This window comes from Vibrio hannami (genome assembly GCF_029589055.1).
Lineage (GTDB): Bacteria > Pseudomonadota > Gammaproteobacteria > Enterobacterales > Vibrionaceae > Vibrio > Vibrio hannami.
On sequence record NZ_JARQZP010000006.1, the window covers coordinates 376,843 to 403,374 of the forward strand.

Annotated in this window: 41 protein-coding genes and 2 pseudogenes; 41 read left to right on the top strand and 2 right to left on the bottom strand. The window is 45.6% G+C overall.

The window, feature by feature from the left end:
• Positions 1-8 precede the first annotated feature (8 nt).
• From kefG to slyD, 4 genes are all read left to right on the top strand, one after another.
• Positions 9-608: a glutathione-regulated potassium-efflux system ancillary protein KefG gene (kefG, locus tag P7F88_RS13055; RefSeq protein ID WP_277825359.1), complete on the top strand. Its 600-nt coding sequence runs from the start codon at positions 9-11 to the stop codon at positions 606-608.
• The gene (kefB, locus tag P7F88_RS13060) at positions 595-2,391 is read left to right on the top strand and encodes a glutathione-regulated potassium-efflux system protein KefB (protein ID WP_277825361.1); all 1,797 of its coding nucleotides are present in this window, start codon (positions 595-597) and stop codon (positions 2,389-2,391) included. The genes kefG and kefB overlap by 14 nt, the downstream gene beginning before the upstream one ends.
• Before the next feature lie 122 nt (positions 2,392-2,513).
• Positions 2,514-2,714, top strand: coding sequence for a YheV family putative zinc ribbon protein (locus tag P7F88_RS13065; protein WP_277825363.1), 201 nt, complete (start codon positions 2,514-2,516; stop codon positions 2,712-2,714).
• A 142-nt stretch (positions 2,715-2,856) separates the two neighbouring features.
• A complete protein-coding gene (gene slyD, locus P7F88_RS13070) occupies positions 2,857-3,450 on the top strand; it encodes a peptidylprolyl isomerase (protein ID WP_277825365.1) in 594 nt (197 codons plus the stop codon).
• Positions 3,451-3,577: 127 nt separating this feature from the next.
• Here the strand turns inward: slyD and P7F88_RS13075 are convergent, their stop codons facing one another.
• Entirely contained in the window at positions 3,578-3,799 is a 222-nt protein-coding gene (locus P7F88_RS13075; RefSeq protein ID WP_277825367.1) for a SlyX family protein, read from the bottom strand.
• Positions 3,792-4,753, bottom strand: a pseudogene (locus P7F88_RS13080) (WD40 repeat domain-containing protein). The gene P7F88_RS13075 and the pseudogene P7F88_RS13080 overlap by 8 nt, the downstream one beginning before the upstream one ends.
• Before the next feature lie 155 nt (positions 4,754-4,908).
• Here P7F88_RS13080 and fkpA point away from each other — a divergent pair.
• The 37 genes and pseudogenes from fkpA to rplQ all read left to right on the top strand — a co-directional run bounded on the left by fkpA (position 4,909) and on the right by rplQ (position 26,495).
• Complete coding sequence (fkpA, locus tag P7F88_RS13085) at positions 4,909-5,706, top strand: FKBP-type peptidyl-prolyl cis-trans isomerase (protein ID WP_277825369.1); 798 nt, start codon at positions 4,909-4,911, stop codon at positions 5,704-5,706.
• Positions 5,707-5,860: 154 nt separating this feature from the next.
• Complete coding sequence (locus P7F88_RS13090; RefSeq protein ID WP_277825371.1) at positions 5,861-6,583, top strand: helix-turn-helix transcriptional regulator; 723 nt, start codon at positions 5,861-5,863, stop codon at positions 6,581-6,583.
• Positions 6,580-6,972 carry a sulfurtransferase complex subunit TusD gene (tusD, locus tag P7F88_RS13095; protein WP_277825373.1) on the top strand — a complete coding sequence of 131 codons (393 nt, stop codon included), beginning with the start codon at positions 6,580-6,582 and terminating at the stop codon, positions 6,970-6,972. Before P7F88_RS13090 ends, tusD begins: the two co-directional genes overlap by 4 nt.
• On the top strand, positions 6,972-7,325 hold the full coding sequence (gene tusC, locus P7F88_RS13100) for a sulfurtransferase complex subunit TusC (RefSeq protein WP_277825375.1): 354 nt from the start codon (positions 6,972-6,974) through the stop codon (positions 7,323-7,325). Before tusD ends, tusC begins: the two co-directional genes overlap by 1 nt.
• 24 nt (positions 7,326-7,349) lie before the next feature.
• Positions 7,350-7,628 carry a sulfurtransferase complex subunit TusB gene (gene tusB / locus P7F88_RS13105; protein WP_277825377.1) on the top strand — a complete coding sequence of 93 codons (279 nt, stop codon included), beginning with the start codon at positions 7,350-7,352 and terminating at the stop codon, positions 7,626-7,628.
• A 146-nt stretch (positions 7,629-7,774) separates the two neighbouring features.
• The gene (rpsL, locus tag P7F88_RS13110) at positions 7,775-8,149 is read left to right on the top strand and encodes a 30S ribosomal protein S12 (RefSeq protein ID WP_275130903.1); all 375 of its coding nucleotides are present in this window, start codon (positions 7,775-7,777) and stop codon (positions 8,147-8,149) included.
• 96 nt (positions 8,150-8,245) lie between these two features.
• Positions 8,246-8,716, top strand: a complete 471-nt coding sequence (gene rpsG / locus P7F88_RS13115; RefSeq protein ID WP_275130904.1) for a 30S ribosomal protein S7 — start codon at positions 8,246-8,248, stop codon at positions 8,714-8,716.
• A 96-nt stretch (positions 8,717-8,812) separates the two neighbouring features.
• Positions 8,813-10,909, top strand: coding sequence for an elongation factor G (fusA, locus tag P7F88_RS13120; protein ID WP_277825379.1), 2,097 nt, complete (start codon positions 8,813-8,815; stop codon positions 10,907-10,909).
• Between the two features lie 172 nt (positions 10,910-11,081).
• Positions 11,082-12,266 carry an elongation factor Tu gene (gene tuf / locus P7F88_RS13125; protein WP_277821360.1) on the top strand — a complete coding sequence of 395 codons (1,185 nt, stop codon included), beginning with the start codon at positions 11,082-11,084 and terminating at the stop codon, positions 12,264-12,266.
• A 547-nt stretch (positions 12,267-12,813) separates the two neighbouring features.
• Positions 12,814-13,125, top strand: coding sequence for a 30S ribosomal protein S10 (gene rpsJ / locus P7F88_RS13130; RefSeq protein ID WP_031495630.1), 312 nt, complete (start codon positions 12,814-12,816; stop codon positions 13,123-13,125).
• Positions 13,126-13,139: 14 nt separating this feature from the next.
• Positions 13,140-13,769, top strand: a complete 630-nt coding sequence (gene rplC, locus P7F88_RS13135; RefSeq protein WP_277825381.1) for a 50S ribosomal protein L3 — start codon at positions 13,140-13,142, stop codon at positions 13,767-13,769.
• Positions 13,770-13,785: 16 nt separating this feature from the next.
• Positions 13,786-14,388, top strand: coding sequence for a 50S ribosomal protein L4 (gene rplD / locus P7F88_RS13140; protein WP_277825383.1), 603 nt, complete (start codon positions 13,786-13,788; stop codon positions 14,386-14,388).
• Positions 14,385-14,687 (top strand): 50S ribosomal protein L23, encoded by a 303-nt coding sequence (gene rplW, locus P7F88_RS13145; RefSeq protein WP_277825385.1) that lies wholly within the window; start codon positions 14,385-14,387, stop codon positions 14,685-14,687. The genes rplD and rplW overlap by 4 nt, the downstream gene beginning before the upstream one ends.
• A gap of 16 nt (positions 14,688-14,703) precedes the next feature.
• Entirely contained in the window at positions 14,704-15,528 is an 825-nt protein-coding gene (rplB, locus tag P7F88_RS13150) for a 50S ribosomal protein L2 (RefSeq protein WP_277825387.1), read from the top strand.
• Between the two features lie 21 nt (positions 15,529-15,549).
• Entirely contained in the window at positions 15,550-15,828 is a 279-nt protein-coding gene (rpsS, locus tag P7F88_RS13155) for a 30S ribosomal protein S19 (RefSeq protein WP_004736729.1), read from the top strand.
• Between the two features lie 10 nt (positions 15,829-15,838).
• A complete protein-coding gene (gene rplV / locus P7F88_RS13160) occupies positions 15,839-16,171 on the top strand; it encodes a 50S ribosomal protein L22 (protein WP_277825776.1) in 333 nt (110 codons plus the stop codon).
• Between the two features lie 17 nt (positions 16,172-16,188).
• Entirely contained in the window at positions 16,189-16,887 is a 699-nt protein-coding gene (gene rpsC, locus P7F88_RS13165; RefSeq protein WP_275130909.1) for a 30S ribosomal protein S3, read from the top strand.
• A gap of 11 nt (positions 16,888-16,898) precedes the next feature.
• A complete protein-coding gene (gene rplP, locus P7F88_RS13170) occupies positions 16,899-17,309 on the top strand; it encodes a 50S ribosomal protein L16 (RefSeq protein WP_084888990.1) in 411 nt (136 codons plus the stop codon).
• Positions 17,309-17,500 (top strand): 50S ribosomal protein L29, encoded by a 192-nt coding sequence (rpmC, locus tag P7F88_RS13175; RefSeq protein WP_277825389.1) that lies wholly within the window; start codon positions 17,309-17,311, stop codon positions 17,498-17,500. The genes rplP and rpmC overlap by 1 nt, the downstream gene beginning before the upstream one ends.
• Complete coding sequence (rpsQ, locus tag P7F88_RS13180; protein WP_277825391.1) at positions 17,500-17,754, top strand: 30S ribosomal protein S17; 255 nt, start codon at positions 17,500-17,502, stop codon at positions 17,752-17,754. The genes rpmC and rpsQ overlap by 1 nt, the downstream gene beginning before the upstream one ends.
• A 169-nt stretch (positions 17,755-17,923) precedes the next feature.
• Complete coding sequence (gene rplN, locus P7F88_RS13185; protein WP_006075569.1) at positions 17,924-18,295, top strand: 50S ribosomal protein L14; 372 nt, start codon at positions 17,924-17,926, stop codon at positions 18,293-18,295.
• A gap of 11 nt (positions 18,296-18,306) precedes the next feature.
• The gene (gene rplX / locus P7F88_RS13190; RefSeq protein WP_277825393.1) at positions 18,307-18,624 is read left to right on the top strand and encodes a 50S ribosomal protein L24; all 318 of its coding nucleotides are present in this window, start codon (positions 18,307-18,309) and stop codon (positions 18,622-18,624) included.
• A 24-nt stretch (positions 18,625-18,648) separates the two neighbouring features.
• Positions 18,649-19,188 carry a 50S ribosomal protein L5 gene (gene rplE, locus P7F88_RS13195; RefSeq protein ID WP_277825395.1) on the top strand — a complete coding sequence of 180 codons (540 nt, stop codon included), beginning with the start codon at positions 18,649-18,651 and terminating at the stop codon, positions 19,186-19,188.
• 17 nt (positions 19,189-19,205) lie between these two features.
• Complete coding sequence (rpsN, locus tag P7F88_RS13200; protein WP_277825397.1) at positions 19,206-19,511, top strand: 30S ribosomal protein S14; 306 nt, start codon at positions 19,206-19,208, stop codon at positions 19,509-19,511.
• 29 nt (positions 19,512-19,540) lie between these two features.
• On the top strand, positions 19,541-19,933 hold the full coding sequence (rpsH, locus tag P7F88_RS13205) for a 30S ribosomal protein S8 (RefSeq protein WP_277825399.1): 393 nt from the start codon (positions 19,541-19,543) through the stop codon (positions 19,931-19,933).
• Between the two features lie 12 nt (positions 19,934-19,945).
• Complete coding sequence (gene rplF, locus P7F88_RS13210) at positions 19,946-20,479, top strand: 50S ribosomal protein L6 (protein ID WP_277825401.1); 534 nt, start codon at positions 19,946-19,948, stop codon at positions 20,477-20,479.
• Positions 20,480-20,488: 9 nt separating this feature from the next.
• On the top strand, positions 20,489-20,842 hold the full coding sequence (gene rplR / locus P7F88_RS13215; protein WP_277825403.1) for a 50S ribosomal protein L18: 354 nt from the start codon (positions 20,489-20,491) through the stop codon (positions 20,840-20,842).
• 15 nt (positions 20,843-20,857) lie between these two features.
• Complete coding sequence (gene rpsE / locus P7F88_RS13220) at positions 20,858-21,364, top strand: 30S ribosomal protein S5 (protein WP_277825405.1); 507 nt, start codon at positions 20,858-20,860, stop codon at positions 21,362-21,364.
• Between the two features lie 6 nt (positions 21,365-21,370).
• Positions 21,371-21,547 carry a 50S ribosomal protein L30 gene (gene rpmD, locus P7F88_RS13225; protein ID WP_004398455.1) on the top strand — a complete coding sequence of 59 codons (177 nt, stop codon included), beginning with the start codon at positions 21,371-21,373 and terminating at the stop codon, positions 21,545-21,547.
• A gap of 5 nt (positions 21,548-21,552) precedes the next feature.
• A complete protein-coding gene (rplO, locus tag P7F88_RS13230) occupies positions 21,553-21,987 on the top strand; it encodes a 50S ribosomal protein L15 (RefSeq protein ID WP_277825407.1) in 435 nt (144 codons plus the stop codon).
• A gap of 20 nt (positions 21,988-22,007) precedes the next feature.
• A pseudogene (gene secY, locus P7F88_RS13235) lies at positions 22,008-23,343 on the top strand (preprotein translocase subunit SecY).
• 47 nt (positions 23,344-23,390) lie between these two features.
• Positions 23,391-23,504, top strand: coding sequence for a 50S ribosomal protein L36 (gene rpmJ / locus P7F88_RS13240; protein WP_039969906.1), 114 nt, complete (start codon positions 23,391-23,393; stop codon positions 23,502-23,504).
• A 148-nt stretch (positions 23,505-23,652) separates the two neighbouring features.
• Positions 23,653-24,009, top strand: coding sequence for a 30S ribosomal protein S13 (gene rpsM / locus P7F88_RS13245; protein WP_275130920.1), 357 nt, complete (start codon positions 23,653-23,655; stop codon positions 24,007-24,009).
• Between the two features lie 19 nt (positions 24,010-24,028).
• Positions 24,029-24,418, top strand: a complete 390-nt coding sequence (gene rpsK / locus P7F88_RS13250; RefSeq protein WP_004398450.1) for a 30S ribosomal protein S11 — start codon at positions 24,029-24,031, stop codon at positions 24,416-24,418.
• 32 nt (positions 24,419-24,450) lie between these two features.
• Complete coding sequence (rpsD, locus tag P7F88_RS13255) at positions 24,451-25,071, top strand: 30S ribosomal protein S4 (RefSeq protein WP_277825409.1); 621 nt, start codon at positions 24,451-24,453, stop codon at positions 25,069-25,071.
• Positions 25,072-25,095: 24 nt separating this feature from the next.
• Complete coding sequence (locus P7F88_RS13260; protein WP_275130922.1) at positions 25,096-26,088, top strand: DNA-directed RNA polymerase subunit alpha; 993 nt, start codon at positions 25,096-25,098, stop codon at positions 26,086-26,088.
• A gap of 26 nt (positions 26,089-26,114) precedes the next feature.
• A complete protein-coding gene (rplQ, locus tag P7F88_RS13265) occupies positions 26,115-26,495 on the top strand; it encodes a 50S ribosomal protein L17 (protein ID WP_277825411.1) in 381 nt (126 codons plus the stop codon).
• The last annotated feature ends 37 nt before the right edge of the window (positions 26,496-26,532 follow it).

Here is a 26,532-nt window from a genome sequence, read left to right on the forward strand (position 1 = left end):
TCTCAGGGATGAAGTCAGAGGGAAATCAGCTACCTAAGATTCTGGTGATATTTGCGCACCCGGATCAGGAAGTATCTATCGCCAATAAAGTAATGGTCAGTAAAGTCAGCGATCTTGCGCATGTTACTGTCCATGACCTCTATGCCTGTTATCCGGATTTTTTTATCGATGTACAGCATGAACACAGGCTACTGCAAGAGCACGACATTATTGTTTTTCAACATCCCCTCTATATGTATTCCTGCCCGGCACTGTTAAAAGAGTGGATGGACAGGGTTTTAGGTAAAGGCTTTGCCTTTGGAAAAGGTTGTGCGCTGAAAGGGAAATATTGGCGTAGTGTGATCACCACTGGCGGAGCTAAAGAAGCGTTCGCTACTTCTGGTTACAACAAATATCCGCTGCAAGAAATTCTCCAGCCATTTGAATTAACCGCTGCTCTTTGTCAAATGCATTGGTTCCAGCCTTTTGTACTGCACTGGGCTAGGCATGTATCAAAGGTAGAAAGATATGAACATGCTGAAAATTACCGTAGCTGGTTAAAGAATCCATTTAGCGAGGTGCCTGTAATCACCTCGGATGAAGGGGAGTTAAGCCATGGCAGCGACTAGTGAGTTCCTTCAAAGTGGAGTTATTTTTCTCTCATCCGCAGTGATTGCGGTTCCTTTGGCTCAGAGAATGGGGCTTGGCTCGGTGCTGGGTTATTTGCTCGCCGGTGTCGCTATTGGTCCCTGGGGATTCGGCTTAATCAGCGATGTAGAGGAAATTCTTCATTTTGCTGAATTTGGCGTGGTGCTGCTTCTGTTCTTAATCGGGTTAGAGCTTAATCCGAAGAAACTCTGGCAAATGCGTAACCCGATACTTGGGTTAGGCGGAGCACAGGTCGTTGTTACCACATGTGTTATTGCGGCGATAACCAGCTTATTTGGCTTGTCCTGGCAGAACAGCATTGTTATCGGGATGGCTTTAGCACTCTCATCCACAGCTATCGCCCTGAAAGTTATTGAAGAGCAGGGTCTTGCTGGATCAGAAACAGGGCAATCGGGTTTCGCAGTACTGCTGTTCCAGGACATTGCTGTGATACCTATGCTAGCGATGTTGCCATTGCTGGCGGGTAAAGTCGGTGGCGACTGGCGAGATGCGCTGTTAATGCTAGGTAGCATAATCGTCTTTCTGGTTGGCGGACATTATCTATTGCGGCCACTTTTCCGCTATGTCGTGATGAGCGGGGTGAGGGAGCTGTTCACCGTAGCGGCACTGCTTCTTGTTATTGGTATTGCGGTAATCATGCAGAAGCTGGGCTTATCTATGGCACTAGGTACATTCCTGGCTGGTGTTCTATTAGCTGAGAGTGAATATCGACACGAGCTGGAAATCGCTATTGAGCCCTTTAAAGGGTTATTGCTAGGTCTATTTTTTATCGCTGTTGGTATGGCGGTTAATTTAGGTCTGCTGGTCTTGGAGCCTGTGAAGATCTTATTAGCAGTTGTTGGTTTAGTCGTGGTTAAAGGGTTAATTCTATATCTGTTGGCCCGGTTATTTGGAACAAGGCCCAAAGCGCGTAGCCGAATGGCTGCAATACTAAGCCAGGGTGGTGAGTTCGCGTTCGTACTGTTTACTGCAGCACAGGCTGAAAACCTGCTAAGTAAGGATCTGGTCGAGTTTTTGCTGGTGGTAGTGAGTTTATCTATGGTTACTACGCCATTATTGCTGCTGGCTCAGAAGAAGTGGTTTTCTGCGACCATCAATCCTACAACTGACTCCCCAGAGTCAGATAACGTAATAGACAAAAAGCCGAGAGTCATCATCGTTGGTTTTGGTCGCTTTGGGCAGATTGTTGGCAGGCTTATGTACGCCAATAAAGTGAAAGTCACGGTTCTGGAAAGTGATGCCGGCCAGATTCAACTATTAAGAAAATATGGTTATAAGGTTTACTACGGTGACGCTACTCAACTTGATCTGCTTCGAGCCGCTGGTGCAGAGAAAGCGAAAGCAATAGTTATCTGTACAGACGATCCGGATGAGGTCTTAGCCGTGGCTGAAATGTGTCAGCATCACTTCCCTAACATGAAGATATTAGCTCGGGCCCGAAGTCGTGTAGAAGCTTATCAGTTGTTAAATCATGGTGTGCCTAATTACTCGCGTGAAATGTTCCTTGGGGCATTGGATCTCGGTCGTCAAACTTTGGTTGAGTTGGGCTTTCACCCTTATCAGGCGAAGAGGGCTGAATCGCACTTCAGAAAACTTGATAACGCAATGCTTCAGGAGTTATTACCGCAACATCAGGATGATAAGAATCTGGCTCTTCGTTCGAAAGAAGCCCGTAAAGAGCTTGAAGAGATATTCGGCAGAGAAATGGAAACCGATAATCATTCAATGGATCACTGGAAATAGACAACAGCACGGACTGCGTCCTATAGGCTATAGGGCGGGCTTCGCCCTACAGGCAAAAGATACTAAAGTAAATGCAAGTGTAGTCTGTAAAAGTAACCCAAAATTTAAATATCAGGATAAAAATGAAAACCAAGAAACGCTTTATAGCAGGAGCAAGTTGCCCGGAGTGTCATAGTATCGACTCTCTGCGCTGGTGGGTGGAGAACGATGTAGAAGTGGTTGAGTGCGTCGACTGTGACTACAAAGAACAGCGGTTACCAAAGGCTGTTGAACAGAGTGAGCACAACGGACAAGAAATGATTGGAGTTTTTAAACCTGAGTAAGGTGTATTGAGATAAGTTCTCAACAAAGTTTGTATGGAATAATTGAGTTTATATAATTTGCCCCCATAATGGGTGGAGTTCCTGATTATTGGAAAAAGATTCAAGCAGGGCGATTTATTTCATTACATCCTCCGGAGTTATCATGAAAATTGAAAAGAACGTAGTAGTAAGCCTTGCTTACCAGGTAAAACTTGAAGACGGTGTGGTTGTTGATCAGTCAACAGTTGAAGCTCCACTGGATTATCTTCATGGTCACAATAACCTGATCACAGGCCTTGAAAATGAACTTGAAGGCAAAGTAGCAGGCGATAAGTTCTCAGCGACAGTAGCTCCGGACGATGCTTACGGCGAGCACAACGATGCGCTTGTACAGCGTGTTCCTGCAAATGTATTCCAGGGTGTTGAGCAAATTGAAGTTGGTATGCGTTTCCTTGCAGACACAGATCAGGGTCCAATCCCTGTAGAAGTAACAGAAGTTGATGGTGACGAAGTCGTGGTTGATGGTAACCATATGCTAGCTGGCCAGACTCTGACCTTTGATGTGGAAGTTGTGGCAACTCGCGAAGCAACTGCTGAAGAGATTGAGCACGGTCATATTCATAAAGCTGGTGGTTGCTGTGGCGGCGAAGGCAAAGGTGAAGGCGGTTGTTGCGGCGGTGAAGGTCACGGTGACGACCACGAATGCTGTGGCGGTGGCGAAGGTAAAAAAGAAGGCGGCTGCGGCTGTTCGCACTAATCAAGTAGCTTAATTTCTATAGCTATCATCGTTCCCACGGTCCTCCGTGGGAATGCCTATTTTGGCTCAGGTATGTATTCCCACTCGAAGCATGGGAACAAGTGTAAGAGCTTACAAAATAAGAATGTTAATAATGCGGTGGAGGCGTTTCTTCCGACTCTTTAGCCATATTCGAGGTATCCATGGTTTTAATCTTGGTTACCATAAAACGCATCTGCTCCTGCATCTTAGAGATGAGCAACTGCTGCTGACCTAATGCTTCATTAAGCTCATCAATGGTCTGCTCCTGAAATGAGTTCTTGATTTCCAGATCATTGATTCTCTGTTCAAGTTCTTCAGTCTTAGTCATTATCTATTTTCCAGGCTTGCGCAATACCGGCTGATGTCGCCGAAATTACTCTGTTCTTATAATCAAAGGCCGCATCATACACTACTGCGCGAGGAGGGCGAGTTTCTTTTAAAGGTTCAACTTCCCAGCCATCGAGGCGTTTTCCTGTTTTAGTATCCCAAAGCATTACCCTGCCTGATGGGGTTCCCGTAACTAGATACTTACCATCATCAGAAAACCTGGCGGTAGAGAACACTAATTGTCTGGATAGAGACTTAAGCTCAGTAATCTTTTTTCCGTTAGACAAATCCCAGATATAGCTGTCATTAGCTCCATCAGATGTCAGAGCAAGCTTTCCATCCCTATGTAAGGCTACACGATTGATTCTGGCATCGTGTTCAAACATATAGAGCGCTTGTCCTGTTGAGGTGTCCCAGAAGTAGGCTTTGTAGTCATTTCCCCCAGATAATGCATATTTGCCGTTAGCAGAAAGTGCCACTGTATTAACTTTTTCTCGGTGAGCAAGGAACTCCATGCGTCTTCCAGTGACTAAGTTCACATATATGGCTTTACCATTAGATAAACCAAGTAGTACTTGTTCACCGTTACTACTAACATCTACATCCCGGATAAGACCATCGGATATAGACCAAAGACCTTCGGCTTTGGACCAGGCTAAGTCCCAGACGGCAAAATTTAATTGAGTGGCTGTAACGGCATAGCGGCCATTATCTGAGATGCGAATATGGGAAACAGTGTTGCCTTCTGGATCTTGCTTTCCAAGAGAAGCAAGTTCCTGGCTTTCATCTAAGTCCCAAAGTACAAGTTGGTTTTCTTTTGAGTAAAGCAGAGCGAAGCGTCCATCTCTGCTCAGAGCAAAGCTGGTAGTGCCTTTGGGCTCGATAATCCATCTTTGGTCATCCTGGCTGGAAAAAAACAGCCATTTAACATGGTTATGACAAAGAGCAATGTCATTAAATGTGAGTATGTTCGCTTCACTAGGCTTAATCCGGTTTGTGTCAACGGGTATATACCTAGTATATTGATGCAACAAGATATTTGCATGTCTCTGTTTGTAAATGAGGCGTGTATCAAAATGGAAATGGCTTTGCCATGAATTGGAGTATTAAATGAAACCTTTCTTTAAAGTGTCACTGCTTGCAGCGACAGTTATGCTAGCTGCGGGTTGTCAGAAAGAAGAAACCCCAAAAACAGAAACAGCTCCTCAAGTTGAAGAGCAAGTGCAGGCAGAAGCAGCTGCACCTACTTTTGCATCTGAAGATGACAAAGCGTCTTATGCAATTGGGCTTTCATTTGCTAACTATCTTTCTGAAAGCATTGAAAAGCCATCTGAGTTCGGTATCGAGCTTAAGAAAGAGCTTGTTCTGAAAGGTATCGAAGACGTTTTTGCTGGTAATCCAACACTGACTGAAGATGAAACACGTCAGGCGCTTGAAGAGCTAGATCAGCGTGTTGCAACTAAGATGCAGGAAGTGGCTGCAGAAAAAGCAGCAGCAGTTAAGAAAGCGGGTGACGAGTTCCGTGCAGAGTTCGAAAAACAAGAAGGTGTAACTAAGACTGAATCTGGTCTTCTATACCAAGTAATGACAGACGCTGAAGGTGATAAGCCAGCTGCTACTGATACAGTAGAAGTACATTACAAAGGTACGTTAATTGATGGCACTAAGTTTGATAGCTCATACGATCGCAATGCTCCAGCTACATTCCCGCTAAACCGCGTGATTCCAGGTTGGACAGAAGGCGTTCAGCTAATGCCTGTTGGTTCTAAGTTTAAGTTCGTTATCCCGCCAGAACTCGCTTATGGTGAGCAGGATACACCAACAATTCCAGCAAACTCTACACTGGTATTTGAAGTGGAGCTGCTAAGTATCGACAATGGTGAAGTTGCGGAAGAAGTAACTCAATAACCGTTGCTAAATGGTTGATAGAGCCCTGATTTTTATCGGGGCTTTTTTGATCTTGAAGTTACTTGAGCATAATTCTTGACCCAAAACGGTGCGCGATTCAAATTTTCTGATAAACTTGCACTAATTAGTTGATTTATTAACCCGAGGCCCTCACGTGACTACAACGGAAGCAATGCATGCAGATGCATTAATGGAAATGGAATCGGTTGTGGTTCAGCCATTTTCTGAACACGACAAAATAATATTAAAGTCCTACGAAGCAGTAGTAGATGGGTTAGCTGGTCTTATTGGGCCATTTTGTGAAATTGTATTGCACTCGCTGGAAAACCTGGACACTTCTGCAATAAAGATTGCTAACGGTGAAAATACCGGGCGACACGTTGGTTCTCCAATCACTGATATGGCGCTAAAAACGCTAAAAGATATTGAAAGTTCAGAGCGAAACTTCTCAAGAGCTTATTTCACCCGAGCTAAGGGTGGAGTATTGATGAAATCAGTGACGATAGCGATTCGCAATGGCCATAATCGTGTGATTGGTCTTTTATGTATCAACGTAAACCTTGATGCTCCGTTCTCACAAATTCTGCAATCATTTATGCCAACAGAAGAAGCAAAAGAAGCCGCTTCTGCGGTTAACTTTGCAAGCGATGTTGTTGAGCTGGTCGATCAGACTGTTGAACACACTATCGAAGAAATCAATGCCGATAAGTCGGTATCTAATAACACCAAGAACCGTCAGATAGTGATGGAACTGTATGACAAAGGTATCTTCGATATCAAAGATGCAATTAACCGGGTAGCTGAACGCTTAAATATCTCCAAGCACACTGTATACCTATACATTCGTCAGCGTAAAACTGAGGATGGCGAAAAGTGAGTTTGAGCTATACCTTGCTGGTAAATGGTTCGGTGTACGGATCTCAGTCTGCAAGGAACGCTTATGGCTTTGCTTGTGCGCTTATCGAAAAAGGGCACAAGCTGAACTCAGTCTTCTTTTATCAAGATGGTGTCTCCAATGGCTCCAACCTTGTGGTGCCTGCAAACGACGAGTTTAATCTCACATCGGCGTGGCAGCAATTAGCTACAGAACATGGTGTAAAGCTGGAAACATGCGTAGCGGCCGCACTGCGTCGCGGCATTGTTAGCTCACAAGAGGCGCAACAGCATGAGCTAAGTGCTCATAACCTGGCTAGTGGCTTTGATCAGATAGGCCTGGGTAGCCTTGCTGAAGCTATGCTGACTCAGGATAGGGTGGTTCAGTTCTAATGAAGTTAGGTTATGTTTTTAAGTCTTTCCCTCATAGCACCAGTAGTGGTCGAGAAGGTTTAGACGCGCTTCTGGCTGCATCGGCATACTGTGAAGATATCTCTGTCTTCTTTATAAAAGAAGGAGTCACCCAGCTTTTGGGTTCCCAGGATCCAAAAGGGATTTATTCTCGTGACTATGCGCCTGCATTTAAGTTGATGGAGCTGTACGATATTGAAAACGTCTACCTCTGTGAGGCTTCACTCAATGAAATGGGGCTGGCAGGAGCAGAGCTTTTAATCGAGACAGAAAAGTTATCTAAGCCAGAGATTGCAGCTAAATTGCATGAGTGCGATAAACTTCTTACTTTTTGAGCTTATTACTCTTGAGACCAAACGATGCTGCACATAGTTAAGCAAATAAACGATATTTCTAACGCGATAGAATATTCATTAGCGGAGGATAAAATCCTTCTTACCGAAGATTCTGTGTATGTGGCAGTCGCTGACACCTCAAGTTGCGCAGAGCTGCTAGAAAGTTGCAAAAGCGTCTATATATTAAAGGCAGATCTTGAAGCCAGAGGCCTTTCCGAACTGGTCAATAAATACATTAAAGTGATTGATTATTCAGAGTGGGTGGAACTGACTGATAGCGAACCAAAATCAATCAGCTGGTAACCTTCTTTGCTGGTTAAAAAAGATCCTTTTATTTCTTGACACACATCTCATTCCTAAATAGAATTTTGCGTCCCTAAATGTACATCGTGCATCTGGGGAATAGATTTTTCACAAAGCTTACTTTTAGTAACAACAGGAGCTAGTTAATGGCAACTATTAACCAGTTGGTACGTAAACCTCGCGTTAAGCAAGTTGTAAAAAGCAACGTGCCAGCGCTAGAAGCGTGTCCACAAAAACGTGGTGTATGTACTCGTGTATATACTACTACACCTAAAAAACCTAACTCAGCACTTCGTAAAGTTTGTCGTGTACGTCTGACAAACGGCTTCGAAGTAACTTCGTACATCGGCGGTGAAGGTCACAACCTTCAGGAGCACTCAGTTGTTCTAATCCGTGGCGGTCGTGTTAAAGACCTTCCAGGTGTGCGTTACCACACTGTTCGCGGTGCACTTGACTGTGCAGGCGTAAATGACCGTAAACAAGGTCGTTCTAAGTACGGTGTGAAGAAACCTAAGTCTTAATGGTTCCCCGTTAAGTAAGGCCAAACACTAAATTATTTTAATTTTGAAGAAACTGAAAAGTTTTGGATAACCTGAAGAAGACAACGGAGATAAACCATGCCACGTCGTCGCGTTATTGGTCAGCGTAAGATCCTTCCAGATCCTAAGTTCAAATCTGAGCTGCTGGCAAAATTTGTAAACATCGTTATGGTTGACGGTAAGAAATCAACTGCTGAAAAAATCGTATACGGTGCACTAGATACTATGGCTGAGAAGTCTGGCAAAGACCACTTAGCTGTATTTGAAGAAGCTCTTGAAAATGTTCGCCCTGCGGTAGAAGTTAAGTCTCGCCGTGTGGGTGGTTCAACTTACCAGGTACCTGTAGAAGTACGTCCGGTTCGCCGTAACGCACTTGCTATGCGTTGGTTGGTTGAAGCTGCGCGTAAGCGTGGTGAAAAATCTATGGCTGCACGCCTAGCTGCTGAAATGCTAGACGCGTCAGAAAACAAAGGTACTGCTGTTAAGAAACGTGAAGACGTTCACCGTATGGCAGACGCGAACAAAGCGTTCGCACATTACCGCTGGTAATATACCTTCAGTGCTGCGAGGCTCTCTCGCAGCACTTATTCTTTTCTCTAAGATAACCTTACTTACAAGGCAACTTAGCTACAGAGGGATACAATCGTGGCTCGTAAAACTCCTATCGAGCGCTACCGTAACATCGGTATTGTTGCTCACGTAGATGCAGGTAAAACAACCACATCCGAGCGTATTCTGTTCTACACTGGCCTTTCTCATAAAATCGGCGAAGTGCACGATGGTGCTGCGACCATGGACTGGATGGAGCAGGAGCAAGAGCGTGGTATTACTATCACATCTGCTGCTACTACTACCTTCTGGCGTGGTATGGAAGCACAATTCGACGAACACCGCGTTAACATCATCGATACTCCGGGACACGTAGACTTCACTATCGAAGTAGAACGTTCTCTGCGTGTACTTGATGGTGCCGTAGTTGTGTTCTGTGGTGCATCAGGTGTTGAACCTCAGTCTGAAACTGTATGGCGTCAGGCCGATAAGTACAGTGTTCCTCGCATGGTATTCGTTAACAAAATGGACCGTGCTGGCGCAGACTTCCTACGCGTGGTAGACCAAATTAAAGATCGTCTTGGTGCGAACCCGGTTCCAATCCAGTTAAACATTGGTGCGGAAGACGAGTTCAAGGGTGTCATCGACCTTATCAAGATGAAAGCAATCAACTGGAATGAAGCCGATCAGGGCATGACCTTCACATATGAAGAGATTCCGGCTGATATGCTAGAGCTAGCTGAAGAGTACCGCACCAATATGATTGAAGCGGCAGCTGAAGCTAACGAAGATTTGATGGAAAAATACCTTGAAGAAGGTGAGTTAACAGAAGAAGAGCTAAAAGAAGGTCTTCGTATCCGTACACTAAATAACGAGATTGTACTTGCTACCTGTGGTAGTGCATTTAAGAACAAAGGTGTACAGGCTGTGCTTGACGCAGTAATCGAATATCTACCTGCTCCTGTTGATGTGCCTGCTATCAAAGGTGTTGATGAGAGCGAAAACGAAGTTGAGCGTCATGCTGATGACAACGAACCGTTCTCAGCACTTGCATTCAAGATCGCGACAGACCCGTTTGTAGGTACACTGACCTTTATGCGTGTTTACTCTGGTGTAGTTAACTCGGGTGACACGGTTTATAACTCAGTTAAGCAGAAGCGTGAACGCTTTGGCCGTATTGTTCAGATGCACTCGAACAAGCGTGAAGAGATCAAAGAAGTTCGAGCTGGTGATATTGCAGCAGCGATTGGTCTGAAAGAAGTGACTACAGGTGACACTCTATGTGATATGAACTCAAAAGTAGTTCTTGAGCGTATGGAGTTCCCTGATCCGGTAATTCAGATTGCAGTAGAACCGCGCTCTAAGGCTGACCAGGAAAAAATGGGTATCGCACTAGGTAAACTAGCTGCAGAAGATCCATCTTTCCGCGTTGAGACTGACGATGAAACAGGCCAGACACTGATCTCTGGTATGGGTGAACTTCACCTTGATATCATCGTAGACCGTATGAAGCGTGAGTTCAGTGTTGACTGTAATGTTGGTAAACCTCAGGTTGCTTACCGTGAAACGATTCGTGGTAAAACCGAAGTTGAAGGCAAATTTGTTCGCCAGTCTGGTGGTCGTGGTCAGTATGGTCATGTTTGGCTTAAGATCGAACCAGCAGAGCAAGGCGAAGGCTTCGTCTTTGTGGACGAGATTGTGGGTGGTGTTGTTCCTAAGGAATACATCAGCTCGGTATCTAAAGGTATCGAAGAGCAGATGAACAATGGTGTTCTTGCGGGCTATCCAGTACTGGATGTTAAAGCAACACTATTCGACGGCTCGTACCACGATGTCGACTCAAATGAGATGGCGTTTAAGATCGCCGGCTCAATGGCATTCAAGAAAGGTGCTCTTGAAGCACAACCTGTACTTCTTGAACCAATGATGAAGGTTGAAGTAACCACTCCTGAAGATTGGATGGGTGACGTTGTTGGCGACCTTAACCGTCGTCGTGGCATCATCGAGGGTATGGATGAAGGACCGGCTGGTCTGAAGATCGTTCGTGCTCAGGTACCACTTTCAGAAATGTTTGGTTACGCAACCGACCTACGTTCTGCAACTCAGGGGCGTGCATCGTACTCAATGGAGTTCTCCGAGTACGCTGAAGTTCCTAAGAATGTTGCTGAAGCAATCATTGCAGAACGTGTGTAAATAGAGAAATTGGACGTTTTTTGACGAAAATTAAATAGATCTTCTATTAAATTTGTAAGATCAATGCGTCCAAATATTGCGCTAACGGAAGTTGGCGCATAGAATAGCAAATTCTGGCGCGCCCTGACCGTTCATGAGCGGGGCGAATCATAACTAGGTAAGGAACACGATCGTGTCTAAAGAAAAATTTGAACGTACGAAACCGCACGTAAACGTTGGTACTATCGGCCACGTTGACCACGGTAAAACAACTCTAACTGCAGCTATCTGTACTACTCTTTCAAAAGTATACGGCGGTGAAGCGAAAGACTTCGCATCAATCGATAACGCTCCAGAAGAGCGTGAGCGCGGTATCACAATCGCAACTTCACACGTAGAATACGATACTCCAACTCGTCACTACGCACACGTAGACTGCCCAGGACACGCTGACTATGTTAAAAACATGATCACTGGTGCTGCGCAGATGGACGGTGGTATCCTTGTAGTAGCTGCGACTGATGGCCCAATGCCACAGACTCGTGAGCACATCCTACTAGGCCGTCAGGTTGGTATCCCATACATCATCGTATTCATGAACAAGTGTGACATGGTTGACGATGAAGAGCTTCTAGAGCTAGTAGAAATGGAAGTTCGTGAACTTCTATCTGAGTACGACTTCCCAGGTGATGACCTACCAGTAATCCAGGGTTCAGCTCTAGGTGCACTAAACGGTGAAGAGCAGTGGGAAGCGAAGGTTGTAGAGCTTGCAGAAGCACTAGACTCTTACATCCCAGAGCCAGAGCGTGCTGTAGACCAGCCGTTCCTAATGCCAATCGAAGACGTATTCTCAATCCAGGGTCGTGGTACAGTAGTAACTGGCCGTATCGAGCGTGGTATCCTAACTGTAGGTGATGAAGTAGCGATCGTTGGTATCAAAGAAACTACTACAACTACATGTACTGGTGTAGAAATGTTCCGTAAGCTGCTTGACGAAGGTCGTGCAGGTGAGAACGTTGGTGCACTACTACGTGGTACTAAGCGTGACGAAGTAGAGCGTGGTCAGGTTCTAGCTGCACCAGGTTCAATCACTCCTCACACTAAGTTTGAGTCAGAAGTATACGTACTATCTAAAGATGAAGGTGGTCGTCACACTCCATTCTTCAAAGGCTACCGTCCACAGTTCTACTTCCGTACAACTGACGTAACTGGTGACATCCAGCTACCAGAAGGCGTAGAAATGGTAATGCCAGGTGATAACGTACAGATGACTGTAGAGCTAATCGCTCCAATCGCGATGGACGAAGGTCTACGCTTCGCAATCCGTGAAGGTGGCCGTACAGTTGGTGCTGGTGTTGTTGCTAAAATCTTCGACTAATATCGAATGATTTTGCGGTAATACGCATACCAGAAAAGGGAAGCTTCGGCTTCCCTTTTGCGTTTATAAGGTTAAAGGTTAACGCATACCAAACTTATCCATTTCGACAAGATTCTTTAGTGATTTGCTTCATAGCTTAATAAAATCTGGTTTACATATATCCAGTCTCTACCCTTATATGCATTCCCACGGGGACCGTGGGAACGAGAGTGTGGCTATTTTTTCCGATTAATCTTTGTTCACCCCTTGCATCCCATTCTGTGATCTGTATAATGCCCCGCACTGACTTAAGTCAGTTGTGAACCAATGAGCACTGAGGAGCTTGTTAGAGCACGCTCTAAACAAGGTAATGTATACTCAGCTTATGTTCGCGGTTAATAAAATATTAACGAGGCGCAAGCCACATTAGTTAATTCAAATTTAACTGACAATGCTTCCTAATTTTGGAGGCTACGGTTTCACATAAATCAATCGGCATTCCCTCGTCTTTACGAGTGTGAGTGGCGATATTGTTTGTGTAATTTATTTGATTTTGGAGCTCTGTCTCATGCAGAACCAACGTATTCGTATCCGCCTTAAAGCTTTCGATTACAAGCTAATCGATCAGTCAACTGCGGAAATCGTAGAAACAGCAAAGCGTACCGGCGCACAGGTTCGTGGTCCAATTCCACTACCTACTCGTAAAGAGCGTTTCACTGTTCTTATCTCTCCACACGTAAACAAAGATGCGCGTGACCAGTACGAAATCCGTACTCACAAGCGTCTGATCGACATCGTAGAACCAACTGACAAGACTGTTGATGCTCTTATGCGTCTAGATCTTGCTGCTGGTGTTGATGTTCAAATCAGCCTAGGTTAAGGGAGATTAGAAGAATGATTGGTCTAGTCGGACGTAAAGTGGGTATGACCCGCGTATTTACTGAAGAAGGCGTTTCTATCCCAGTAACAGTTGTTGAAGTAGAAGCAAACCGCGTTGCTCAAGTTAAAACTCTTGAGAACGATGGCTACGCTGCTATCCAGGTAACTGCTGGCGGTAAGAAAGCTAACCGTGTATCTAAGCCAGAAGCTGGTCACTTTGCGAAAGCAGGTGTAGAAGCTGGCCGCGGTCTTTGGGAATTCCGTTTAGAAAACGGCGAAGAGTTTGAAGTTGGCGCCGAGCTAAACGTAGAACTTTTCAACGAAATTAAAAAAGTAGACGTTACTGGTACATCTAAAGGTAAGGGCTTCCAAGGTGCTGTTAAGCGTTGGAACTTCTCTACTCAAGATATGACTCACGGTAACTCATTGTCTCACCGTGCTCCGGGTTCAATTGGCCAGTGCCAAACTCCAGGTCGCGTGTTTAAAGGCAAGAAAATGGCAGGTCACATGGGTGCTGAGCGTGTAACGACTCAAAACCTTGAGATCGTACGTGTTGACGCTGAGCGTAATCTGCTTCTTATTAAAGGTGCAGTACCAGGGTCAACTGGTGGCGACGTGATCGTTAAACCAGCTGTTAAAGCATAACGTCTAGGAGTAAGTAATGGAATTGATGGTTAAAGGTGCTGACGCACTAACTGTTTCCGAAACTACTTTCGGACGTGAGTTCAACGAAGCTCTTGTACACCAGGTAGTTGTTGCATTTGCAGCAGGTGCTCGTCAGGGTACTCGTGCTCAGAAGACTCGTTCTGAAGTATCAGGCGGTGGTGCTAAGCCATGGCGTCAAAAAGGTACTGGCCGCGCGCGTGCTGGTACAATTCGTAGCCCAATCTGGCGTACAGGTGGTGTTACTTTTGCTGCGAAACCACAGGATCACAGCAAGAAAGTAAACAAAAAAATGTACCGCGGTGCTATGAAAAGCATTCTTTCTGAGCTTGTTCGTCAAGAGCGTCTAATCGTTGTTGATAACTTCTCAGTTGAAGCACCAAAAACAAAAGAGCTAGTAGCTAAGCTTAAAGAACTTGAGCTTAATGATGTTCTGATCGTAACTGGCGAAGTGGATGAAAATCTATTCTTAGCTGCTCGTAACCTATACAAAGTTGACGCACGTGACGTTGCTGGTGTTGATCCAGTAAGCCTGATCGCGTTCGACAAGGTTCTAATGACAGCTGAAGCTGTTAAGCAAGTTGAGGAGATGCTGGCATGATCACTGAAGAGCGTCTACTAAAGGTTCTACGTGCTCCACATATCTCTGAAAAAGCAACTATGGCTGCAGAGAAAGCGAACACTATCGTTTTCAAAGTAGCAAAAGATGCAACTAAAAAAGAGATCAAAGCAGCTGTAGAAAAGCTATTTGAAGTTGAAGTTAAGTCTGTAAATACTCTTGTTCTTAAGGGTAAGACCAAACGTCAGGGTATGCGTGAAGGCCGTCGCAGCGATGTGAAGAAAGCTTACGTAACTCTGAAAGAAGGTCAGGATCTTGACTTCATTGGCGGTGCGGAATAACAGGAGTAGTTGAACAATGGCTATTGTTAAATGTAAGCCGACTTCCCCTGGTCGTCGTCACGTAGTTAAAGTTGTTAACGCTGACCTACACAAGGGTAAGCCATACGCACCACTTCTAGAGAAAAACTCTAAGAATGGTGGTCGTAACAACAACGGTCGTATCACAGTACGTCACATCGGTGGTGGTCACAAACACCATTACCGTGTAATTGACTTTAAACGTACTAAAGACGGTATCCCAGCGAAAGTTGAGCGTATCGAATACGATCCAAACCGTAGCGCAAACATTGCTCTAGTTCTGTACGCAGACGGTGAGCGTCGCTACATCATTGCACCAAAAGGCATTCAAGCTGGTGATCAGATCCAGTCTGGTGTTGATGCGCCAATCAAAGCAGGTAACACTCTGCCAATGCGCAACATCCCAGTAGGTTCTACTGTTCACTGTGTTGAGCTTAAGCCTGGTAAAGGTGCACAAATTGCTCGTTCTGCAGGTGCATACGCACAGATCGTCGCTCGCGACGGTGCATATGTAACTCTACGCCTACGTTCTGGCGAAATGCGCAAAGTACTATCTGAAGGCCGTGCAACAATCGGCGAAGTAGGTAATGCTGAGCACATGCTACGTGAACTAGGTAAAGCTGGTGCTACGCGCTGGCGTGGTGTTCGTCCAACCGTTCGTGGTGTTGTGATGAACCCAGTAGACCACCCACACGGTGGTGGTGAAGGCCGTACATCTGGTGGTCGTCATCCAGTATCTCCTTGGGGTCAGCCTACTAAAGGCTTCAAGACTCGTAAGAACAAGCGCACTGACAAGTACATCGTACGTCGTCGTAACAAGTAATCTATTTAAAGAGGATAAGCCATGCCACGTTCTCTCAAGAAAGGTCCATTTATTGACCTACACTTGCTGAAGAAGGTAGAGAAAGCGGTGGAAAGCGGAGACAAGAAGCCTATTAAGACTTGGTCCCGTCGCTCAATGATCATTCCTACAATGATCGGTTTGACCATCGCTGTCCATAATGGTCGTCAGCACGTACCAGTATTCGTAACCGAAGAAATGATCGGTCACAAACTGGGTGAATTTGCACCAACTCGCACTTACCGCGGCCACGCTGCGGATAAGAAAGCTAAGAAGAAATAAGGAGTAGATGATGGAAGCTATCGCTAAACATAACTTTGCTCGTATTTCTCCACAGAAAGCTCGCTTAGTTGCTGATCAAATTCGTGGTAAATCTGTAGACCAGGCTCTAGAACTACTAACTTTCAGCAACAAAAAAGCTGCTGTACTAGTTAAGAAAGTTCTTGAGTCAGCAATCGCTAACGCAGAACACAACGAAGGTGCAGATATCGACGATCTTAATGTAGCTAAGATCTTCGTAGATGAAGGCCCTATCATGAAGCGTATTATGCCTCGTGCTAAAGGTCGCGCGGATCGTATCTTGAAGCGTTCTTGCCACATCACTGTTGTTGTAGCAGACGCTTAAGACTAGGAGAGTAAGCAATGGGTCAGAAAGTACATCCAAATGGTATTCGTCTTGGCATCGTTAAGCCTTGGAATGCTACATGGTTTGCTAACACCAAAGAATTCGCTGACAACCTAGACGGCGACTTCAAGGTACGTCAGTTCCTAACTAAGGAACTTTCGAAAGCGTCTCTTTCACGTATCGTTATCGAGCGTCCTGCTAAGAGCATCCGTGTGACTATTCACACTGCTCGTCCAGGCGTTGTTATCGGTAAGAAAGGTGAAGACGTTGAGAAGCTACGCGCAGCTGTAGCTAAAATTGCAGGTGTACCAGCGCAAATTAACATCGCTGAAGTACGTAAGCCTGAGCTAGACGGTCAATTAGTGGCTGATAGCATCGCGTCTCAGCTAGAGCGTCGTGTTATGTTCCGTCGTGCTATGAAGCGCGCAGTACAAAACGCAATGCGCCTAGGTGCGAAGGGTATCAAGGTTGAAGTAAGCGGCCGTCTTGGCGGTGCTGAAATCGCGCGTACTGAATGGTACCGTGAAGGCCGTGTGCCACTACACACACTACGTGCTGACATCGATTACGCAACTTCTTCGGCTCACACTCAATACGGTGTGATCGGCATTAAAGTTTGGATCTTCAAAGGTGAGATTCTAGGCGGTATGCCAGCTGCTAACGCAGTAGAGCCAAAGGCTGACAAGCCTAAGAAGCAGCGTAAAGGCCGTAAATAAGGAGTCGACTGATGCTACAACCTAAACGTACTAAATTCCGTAAGGTTCAGACTGGTCGCAACCGTGGTCTAGCTAAAGGTACTGATGTAAGCTTCGGTACTTTTGGTCTTAAAGCAGTTGGCCGTGGCCGTATTACTGCTCGTCAGATCGAAGCGGCTCGTCGTGCGATGACGCGTCACGTTAAGCGTCAAGGTCAAATCTGGATTCGTATTTTCCCAGATAAGCCAATCACTGAAAAACCACTTGAAGTTCGTCAGGGTAAGGGTAAAGGTAACGTTGAGTACTGGGTAGCCCAAATCCAACCTGGTAAGGTAATGTACGAAATGGACGGTGTACCTGAAGAGTTGGCACGTGAAGCGTTCCGCCTAGCGGCACGTAAACTGCCAATCAAAACAACATTTGTAACTAAGCAGGTGATGTGATGAAAGCACAAGATCTACGCGAAAAAAGCGTTGAAGAGCTAAATGAAGAGCTACTGAATCTACTGCGCGAGCAGTTCAACCTGCGCATGCAGGCTGCGACTGGTCAGCTACAGCAGACTCATACTCTGAAAGCTGTACGCCGTGATATCGCACGTGTGAAAACTGTTTTGACTGAGAAGGCAGGCGCATAATGAGCGACAAAATCCGTACTATGCAAGGCCGTGTAGTTAGCGACAAGATGGACAAGTCTATCGTAGTTGCTATCGAGCGTATGGTTAAACACCCAATTTACGGCAAGTTCGTAAAACGCACGACTAAACTACACGCACATGACGAAAACAACGAGTGTGGCCTAGGCGATACTGTTGAGATTCGTGAATGTCGTCCACTGTCTAAGAAGAAATCTTGGACTTTGGTAAAAGTACTAGAAAAAGCGAAAATCTAAGATAGATATTCACTTTTTTATCTAGGCTTAAAAGCGGCTCCAAATTTTTTTGGAGCCGCTTGTTTTTTGTCTACCCAATCACAAAAAAGGGTGGTACAATTCGCAGCCCTTATAAAGAGGCAGCCCGACCCGAGAGGGTCTAGTTTTTAATATTTAGCGGAGCACTAACATGATCCAAATGCAAAGTACACTTGACGCAGCAGATAACTCTGGCGCGCGCAAGGTAATGTGTATTAAGGTTCTGGGTGGCTCACACCGCCGTTATGCACATATCGGTGACATCATCAAAGTTACTGTTAAGGAAGCAATTCCTCGCGGTAAAGTTAAGAAAGGTGATGTTCTGAAGGCGGTAGTAGTGCGCACCCGTAAAGGCGTACGTCGCCCTGACGGTTCTGTCATTCGCTTCGACCGTAATGCTTGTGTATTGTTGAACGACACTACTGAGCAACCAGTCGGCACACGTATTTTTGGCCCAGTGACTCGTGAACTTCGTAATGCGAAATTCATGAAGATTGTTTCACTGGCTCCAGAAGTTCTGTAAGGAGCACAATAATGGCAGCTAAAATCCGTCGTAATGACGAAGTAATCGTTCTTGCTGGTAAAGATAAAGGCAAGCGCGGTAAAGTAACTAAGGTTCTTTCTACCGGTAAAATCATCGTTGAAGGTATCAACCTTGTGAAAAAACACCAGAAGCCTGTACCGGCAATGGGTGTACAAGGTGGCATCGTTGAACAAGAAGCAGCAATTGACGCTTCTAACGTTGCAATCTTTAACGCGGCTACTGGTAAAGCAGACCGTATCGGTTTCCGTTTCGAAGAAGGCAAAAAAGTGCGTTTCTTCAAATCAAACGGCGAAACTGTTTCTAACTAATAGAATGTAATTTGGAGTTCTACTATGGCGAAACTGCATGATTACTACAAGTCGTCTGTAGTGGCTGAGCTTACCAAAGAGTTCGGCTATACAAGCGTCATGCAAGTCCCTAGGATTGAAAAAATCACCCTAAACATGGGCGTTGGTGAAGCAATCAACGATAAGAAACTGCTAGAAAACGCAGCAGCTGATATGGCAACGATCTCTGGTCAGAAGCCTCTTATCACTAAAGCGCGTAAATCTGTTGCAGGATTCAAAATTCGTGAAGGCTACCCAATTGGTTGTAAAGTAACCTTGCGTGGCGAACGTATGTGGGATTTTCTTGAGCGTCTGATTAACATCGCTCTTCCACGTGTACGTGACTTCCGTGGCGTTAGCGCTAAGTCTTTTGACGGACGCGGTAACTACAGCATGGGCGTTCGCGAGCAAATCATCTTTCCGGAAATCGACTACGATAAAGTCGATCGTGTGCGCGGTCTTGATATTACTATCACGACATCTGCTGCAAACGACGAGGAAGGCCGTGCTCTGCTGGCTGCCTTTAACTTCCCATTCCGTAAGTAAGGTGAAGGGTTACTGTTATGGCTAAACAATCAATGAAAGCACGTGAAGCAAAACGTGCAAAGCTAGTTGCTCGTTTCGCTGAAAAGCGTTCGGCACTAAAAGCTATCATCAGCGATGTAAACGCATCTGAAGAAGATCGTTGGAATGCAGTTCTTAAATTGCAATCTCTTCCACGTGATTCGAGTGCATCACGTCAGCGCAACCGTTGCAACCAAACTGGTCGTCCACACGGTTACCTACGTAAGTTCGGTCTAAGCCGTATCAAAGTTCGTGAAGCTTGCATGAAAGGCGAGATTCCTGGACTTCGTAAGGCTAGCTGGTAATTGCCACTTAATCATTTGGAGAGAAATCTATGAGCATGCAAGATCCGATTTCGGATATGCTGACCCGCATTCGTAACGGTCAGTCAGCAAATAAAGTTGCTGTAAAAATGCCTTCTTCAAAGCTTAAAGTTGCAATTGCTACTTTGCTAAAAGCTGAAGGTTATATCGCTGACTTCGCTGTTGAAGGCGAAGCAAAACCAGAGCTAGAAGTTACTCTTAAGTACTTCCAAGCTAAACCAGTAATCGAGCAAATCCAACGTGTTTCACGTCCAGGTCTGCGCGTCTATAAGAACAAAGACTCGCTACCTTCTGTGATGGGCGGTCTGGGTATTGCTGTAGTGTCCACTTCCAAAGGTCTTATGACCGATCGCGCTGCACGTAAAGCCGGTCTTGGTGGTGAAATCATCGCTTACGTAGCGTAATAGGAGTAGAAAATGTCTCGTGTTGCTAAAGCACCTGTCGCTATTCCAGCTGGCGTAGAGGTGAAACTAAACGGCCAAGAAATCACTGTAAAAGGTGCTAAAGGCGAACTATCTCGCGTTCTTAACGACGCAGTAGTTGTAGCTCAGGAAGAAAACAACCTAACTTTCGCACCTGTTGAAGGTGTTGCAAAGGCTAATGCTCAAGCAGGTACTGCTCGTGCACTAGTAAACAACATGGTTGTTGGTGTTACTCAAGGCTTTACTAAGAAGCTAATGCTTAAAGGTGTTGGTTACCGTGCTGCTGTTAAAGGCAACTCTGTAAACCTAACCCTTGGCTTCTCTCACCCTGTAGAGCACGCTCTACCAGAAGGTGTTAAAGCTGAGTGTCCAAGCCAAACTGAAATCGTACTAACTGGTTGTGATAAGCAGCTTGTTGGTCAGGTTGCGGCTGACATTCGTTCTTACCGTGAGCCTGAGCCTTATAAAGGTAAAGGTGTTCGTTACGCAGATGAGCATGTGCGTACTAAAGAAGCTAAGAAGAAGTAAGGTAACACTATGGATAAGAAAGCATCTCGCATCCGTCGTGCTACACGTGCACGTCGTAAGATTGCAGAACTTCGCGTTGATCGCCTAGTTGTACACCGTACTCCACGTCATGTGTACGCTCAGGTTATTGCAGCGAACGGCTCTGAAGTTATCGCAGCCGCTTCTACTGTAGAAAAAGCGATCCGTGAAGAAGTTAAGAATACTGGTAACGTAGACGCTGCTAAAGCTGTAGGTAAAGCTATTGCTGAGCGCGCTATCGAAAAAGGCATCTCTAAAGTTGCATTCGATCGTTCTGGTTTCCAATACCACGGCCGCGTAGCTGCGCTAGCAGAATCTGCTCGCGAAGCTGGTCTGAAATTCTAAGGTAGGGTTTGGAAGATGGCTAAAGAACAAGCACAAGCACAAGCTTCAGATTTGCAGGAAAAGCTAATCGCAGTTAACCGTGTTTCTAAAACGGTTAAAGGTGGTCGTATTTTCAGCTTTACTGCTCTAACTGTAGTTGGTGACGGTAATGGTCGCGTAGGTTTCGGCTACGGCAAAGCTCGTGAAGTACCTGCAGCGATTCAAAAAGCAATGGAAAAAGCACGTCGTAACATGGTTACTGTTGCGATTAACGACGGTACTCTTCACCACGCGGTGAAAGGTCGTCATACGGGCTCTAAAGTTTACATGCAGCCAGCTGCAGAAGGTACTGGTGTAATCGCAGGTGGTGCGATGCGTGCAGTACTTGAAGTTGCAGGTGTACATAACGTACTAGCGAAAGCATACGGCTCAACTAACCCAATTAACATCGTTCGCGCGACGATCGATGGTCTTGCGGGTATGAAGTCACCAGAAATGGTTGCAGCTAAACGTGGTCTAACTGTTGAAGCGATTTCGGAGTAAGAACACATGGCAACTATTAAAGTAACTCAAACTAAAAGCTCAATTGGTCGACTACCAAAGCACAAAGCTACTTTGCGTGGTCTAGGCCTTCGTCGCATCAACCACACTGTAGAACTTGAAGATACGCCATGTGTACGTGGCATGATCAACAAAGTTTACTACATGGTTAAAGTTGAGGAGTAATCAGAATGCGTTTGAATACTCTATCACCGGCTGCGGGTTCTAAACCTTCTAAGAAGCGTTTAGGTCGTGGTATCGGTTCAGGCCTTGGTAAAACTGGTGGCCGTGGTCACAAAGGCCAAAAGTCACGCTCTGGCGGTAAAGTTCGTCCAGGTTTCGAAGGCGGTCAGATGCCTCTGAAACAGCGTCTACCTAAGTTCGGCTTCACTTCTCGTAAGAGCCTAGTGTCTGCTGAAGTTCGTCTAGCTGAGCTAGCGAAAGTAACAGGTGACGTGGTTGACCTAAACAGCCTTAAAGCTGCTAACGTAATCACTAAGAACATCGAATTTGTTAAAGTTGTTCTTTCTGGTGAACTTAGCAAAGCTGTGACTGTTAAAGGTCTACGCGTAACTAAAGGCGCTAAAGCTGCAATCGAAGCTGCAGGCGGTAAAATCGAGGAATAATCTCGAGGATTGAGGTACAGATGGCTAAGAAACCAGGACAAGATTTTAAAAGTGCACAGAGCGGCGTGGCTGAATTAAAGTCGCGTTTACTATTCGTAGTAATAGCGTTATTAGTATTCAGAGCCGGTTCTTTTGTACCGCTACCTGGTATTGACGCAGCTGTACTTGCCGATTTGTTCGAACAGCAAAAAGGCACCATCGTTGAAATGTTTAACATGTTCTCTGGTGGTGCTCTTGAGCGTGCATCTATATTAGCACTGGGCATCATGCCGTATATTTCGGCGTCGATCGTTGTTCAGTTGCTAACTGTAGTTCATCCAGCGTTAGCTGAACTCAAGAAAGAGGGTGAAGCAGGCCGTCGTAAGATTAGCCAATACACACGCTACGGCACGCTTGTGTTAGCAACATTCCAGGCAATTGGTATTGCAACAGGCCTACCAAACATGGTCAATAATCTGGTTGTTATCGACCAAACCATGTTTACCCTGATTGCTACCGTGAGTCTAGTAACCGGCACCATGTTCCTGATGTGGTTAGGTGAACAGATTACAGAGCGTGGAATTGGTAATGGTATCTCGCTAATTATATTTGCGGGTATCGTTGCTGGATTGCCATCAGCAATCGGACAAACTATCGAGCAAGCGCGTCAAGGTGAACTGCACGTACTTCTACTATTGTTAATTGCGGTATTATCTTTTGCTGTAATTTACTTCGTTGTTTTCATGGAGCGTGGTCAACGTCGAATCGTTGTAAACTACGCAAAGCGTCAGCAGGGTCGTAAAGTATTTGCAGCACAGAGTACTCATCTGCCACTTAAGATAAACATGGCGGGTGTAATACCAGCGATTTTTGCATCAAGCATTATTTTGTTCCTCAGGAACATTGGCTCAGTGGTTTGGTCAGAACGGCGAGAGCAGCACATTTGGTTGGTTAACTGATGTGTCTTTGGCTCTGAGCCCAGGTCAGCCTCTGTACGTTATGCTTTATGCAGCAGCGATAATTTTCTTCTGTTTCTTCTACACGGCGTTGGTATTCAACCCGCGTGAAACAGCAGATAATTTGAAGAAGTCCGGCGCGTTCGTACCCGGCATCCGCCCAGGTGAGCAGACAGCTAAGTACATCGATAAAGTAATGACTAGACTTACCCTTGCAGGTGCTCTTTACATTACCTTTATCTGTCTGATTCCCGAGTTCATGATGGTCATGTGGAACGTACGTTTCTACTTTGGCGGTACATCACTACTAATCGTAGTGGTAGTAATTATGGACTTTATGGCACAGGTACAGACTCATCTGATGTCACAACAGTATGATTCTGTGTTGAAAAAGGCGAATCTAAAAGGCTACGGCCGTTAATTTAACGGTTTTAGTTTTAATAAGATTCTCATTTACGGAGTTTAGCAATGAAAGTTCGTGCTTCCGTTAAAAAAATCTGCCGTAACTGCAAAATCATCAAGCGCAACGGTGTTGTTCGCGTGATCTGCAGTGAGCCAAAGCACAAGCAGCGCCAAGGCTAATAAAGCAGAAGTTTTTACTTGAAATTATGAGGTTGGTCGAGTATATTGCTCGGCCTACCTTTTGCGTGCAAAAGAAGTAGTATGCCGCAGCGTATCCTCTACGGGCTTTGCTGCGGATAATTCTTTATATAAGTACTAGGAGTGAATAGTGGCCCGTATAGCAGGCATTAACATTCCTGATCAAAAACACTCTGTAATCGCACTTACTGCGATTTACGGTATCGGTAAAACTCGCGCTCAAGCTATTCTAGCTGAAGTGGGTATTGCTGAAAGTGTTAAGATCAGTGAACTAACTGAAGAGCAGATTGATCAACTGCGTGATGGTGTAGCTAAATACACTGTAGAAGGTGATCTTCGTCGTGAAGTGTCAATGAACATCAAGCGTCTTATGGACCTTGGCTGTTACCGTGGCCTTCGTCATCGTCGCAGTCTACCTCTACGTGGACAGCGTACTAAAACCAACGCTCGTACCCGTAAGGGTCCGCGCAAGCCGATCAAGAAATAGTCGGGAGAGGTAAAGTACAATGGCAAAACAACCAACTCGCGCTCGTAAGCGCGTACGCAAGCAAGTAGCAGATGGCGTAGCGCACATCCATGCTTCTTTCAACAACACAATCGTTACGATCACAGACCGTCAAGGTAACGCACTAGCTTGGGCTACTGCAGGCGGTTCAGGTTTCCGTGGTTCTCGTAAGTCTACTCCGTTCGCAGCACAGGTTGCAGCAGAACGCGCAGGCGAAATGGCTAAAGAATATGGCCTTAAGAATCTGGAAGTTATGGTTAAGGGCCCAGGTCCTGGTCGTGAGTCAACTATCCGTGCTCTAAATGCAGCTGGATACCGCATCACTAACATCGTTGATGCAACTCCGATCCCTCATAACGGTTGTCGTCCACCTAAGAAACGTCGCGTGTAACGTTCCGTTTCTAGGATAATTGGAGAAGAAACATGGCAAGATATTTGGGTCCTAAGCTGAAGCTTAGTCGCCGCGAAGGTACTGACTTATTCCTTAAGTCTGGTGTTCGCGCGATCGATACCAAGTGTAAAATCGATAACGCTCCAGGCGTACACGGTGCTCGTAAAGGCCGTCTGTCTGAATATGGCGTTCAGCTTCGTGAGAAGCAAAAAGTTCGTCGTATCTACGGCGTTCTAGAAAAACAATTCCGTAACTACTACAAAGAAGCTGCGCGTCTTAAAGGCAACACAGGTGAAAACCTACTTCAGCTTCTTGAAGGTCGTCTTGATAACGTAGTTTACCGCATGGGCTTTGGCGCAACTCGCGCAGAAGCACGTCAGCTAGTTAGCCACAAAGCTATCCTAGTAAACGGTAAAGTTGTAAACGTTCCTTCATTCAAAGTTGCGGCTAACGACGTTGTTTCAATTCGCGAGAAAGCTAAAACGCAAGCTCGTATTAAAGCTGCTCTAGAAGTTGCTGAACAACGCGAAAAACCAACTTGGATTGAAGTAGATGGTGGCAAAATGGAAGGTACATTCAAGCGTATGCCTGAACGTTCTGACCTATCAGCTGACATCAACGAACACCTGATCGTCGAGCTTTACTCTAAGTAAGGTTTAAACTAAAGAGAGGACACAATGCAGGGTTCTGTAACAGAATTTCTTAAGCCACGTCTTGTTGACATCGAACAAATCAACACGACACATGCGAAAGTAACTCTTGAGCCGTTAGAGCGTGGTTTTGGCCACACTCTAGGTAACGCGCTTCGTCGTATTCTTCTATCTTCTATGCCGGGTTGTGCCGTAACAGAAGTTGAGATTGAAGGCGTATTGCACGAGTACAGCACTAAGGAAGGTGTTCAGGAAGATATTCTTGAAATCCTTCTAAACCTTAAAGGTTTGGCAGTACGCGTTGCAGAAGGCAAAGATGAAGTGTTTATTACACTGAACAAATCAGGCTCAGGCCCTGTTGTTGCAGGTGACATCACCCATGATGGTGATGTAGAGATCGCTAACCCGGAACACGTTATTTGTCACCTAACGGATGACAACGCTGAGATCGCTATGCGTATCAAAGTAGAGCGTGGCCGTGGTTATGTTCCGTCTTCTGCTCGTATTCATACTGAAGAAGATGAGCGTCCAATCGGTCGTCTACTAGTAGACGCTACTTACAGCCCAGTAGACAAAATTGCCTACTCTGTAGAAGCAGCTCGTGTAGAACAGCGTACCGACCTGGATAAGCTTGTTATCGATATGGAAACGAATGGTACTCTGGAACCTGAGGAAGCTATCCGTCGCGCAGCTACTATCCTAGCTGAGCAATTGGATGCATTCGTAGATCTTCGTGATGTACGTGTTCCTGAGGAGAAGGAAGAGAAGCCAGAATTCGATCCGATCCTACTGCGTCCTGTAGACGATCTTGAACTAACAGTTCGCTCTGCTAACTGTCTAAAGGCAGAAGCGATTCACTACATCGGTGATCTTGTACAGCGTACTGAAGTGGAGCTTCTTAAGACTCCTAACCTTGGTAAGAAATCTCTTACTGAGATCAAGGACGTTCTTGCTTCACGCGGTCTTTCTCTTGGCATGCGCCTAGAGAACTGGCCACCAGCGTCAATCGCTGAAGATTAATCGATACTAGTTAGAAGGATTAGGTCATGCGCCATCGTAAGAGTGGTCGTCAACTCAACCGCAACAGCAGTCATCGCAAAGCGATGTTCAGCAACATGGCTAGCTCTCTTGTACGTCATGAAGTTATCAAGACTACATTGCCAAAAGCTAAAGAGCTACGTCGCGTAGTTGAGCCTTTGATTACATTAGCTAAGACAGACAGTGTTGCTAACCGTCGTCTAGCATTTGCTCGCACTCGTGATAACGAAGTTGTAGCAAAACTATTTAACGAACTAGGTCCACGTTTCGCTAGCCGCCAAGGCGGTTACACTCGTATCCTAAAAGCTGGCTTCCGTGCTGGTGACAAAGCTCCAATGGCTTACATTGAGCTTGTAGATCGCCCAGAAGCTGAAGAAGCTGCTGAGTAATCAGAGTTCGTAAGAATGAAAAAGCCGAGCGTAAGCT